We start from the raw sequence: 857 nt of genomic DNA, 5'->3' as shown, positions 1-857 counted from the left end.
TGCCGTCGACCAGGATTTCGTAACGGTGTTCGGGGTCCACTCGCTGGACAGTCGGAGCGGCGGCGGGCTGCGTCATCGTATGCCTTTCAGTGGCGCGTCGGGTTTTTGCGCGGTGCGATGGTGGCGTTGGGAAGGGCGGGCGCGGGAAGGCGGTCGCCGTCGTAACCATCGACCTTGCCGAAGCGGTCGGATGCGTTCTGCCACGCTTCCCTGGCCTCGGCAATGTCTTCGTGGCTCCGGCCGATGAAGTTCCACCACATGACGATCTGTTCCTCGAACGGCGTCCCGCCGAGCAGGACCACCCTCGCAGTGGTATCCGTCTCGTTCGCCAGCGTCAGTGTGTCGTTTCCCGTACCGAGGTAACCCAACTCCGCCGGGTGCAGGGTTGTTCCAGCGATACGGACATCCCCGTGGTCGACGAGAAGGCCGTGCTCGAAGCCGGTGTCGATATCGAGCGTGGTCGTCGAACGTGGCTCAAGGATGATTTCGGCTCCGATCAGGGGCGTGAAGGTCCGCACCGGAGAGGTGTCACCTGCCAGCGTCCCCAGGAACACTCTGACTTCGGCTCCGTCCATCCGGACCGGGCTCGGGACGTAGTGCTGGAAGTCACGGCCGGTGTGCCGGTGTTCTTCGGGAAGCACCACCCACAGCTGGACGCCGTGGAGGATCGTGGTGCGGGTGGTGGAGACTTCCGAGTGGCTGATGCCGTACCCGCCCGTCATGAGGTTCAGCTCACCAGGCCGGACGAACGCGTGGCTGCCCATGCTGTCCCGGTGCTCGATCTCCCCGCTGAACAGCCAGCTCACCGTCTGCAGACCGGTGTGCGGATGGGGCGCGACGTCCATGCCGCCCGTGTC

At 65.2% G+C, this 857-nt stretch carries 1 protein-coding gene; it reads right to left on the bottom strand.

Annotated elements, in window-relative coordinates; all coding sequences use genetic code 11:
• Positions 1–86: 86 nt before the first annotated feature.
• Positions 87–857: pirin family protein (locus IEZ15_RS44105; protein WP_189282537.1), on the bottom strand; the 771-nt coding region annotated here is incomplete at its 5' end.

This window comes from Streptomyces atratus, from assembly GCF_014648655.1.
Taxonomy (GTDB): Bacteria; Actinomycetota; Actinomycetes; order Streptomycetales; family Streptomycetaceae; genus Streptomyces; species Streptomyces atratus.
Note: the sequence above shows the minus strand (reverse complement) of the source record. Positions and strands in the feature narration are given on the sequence as shown.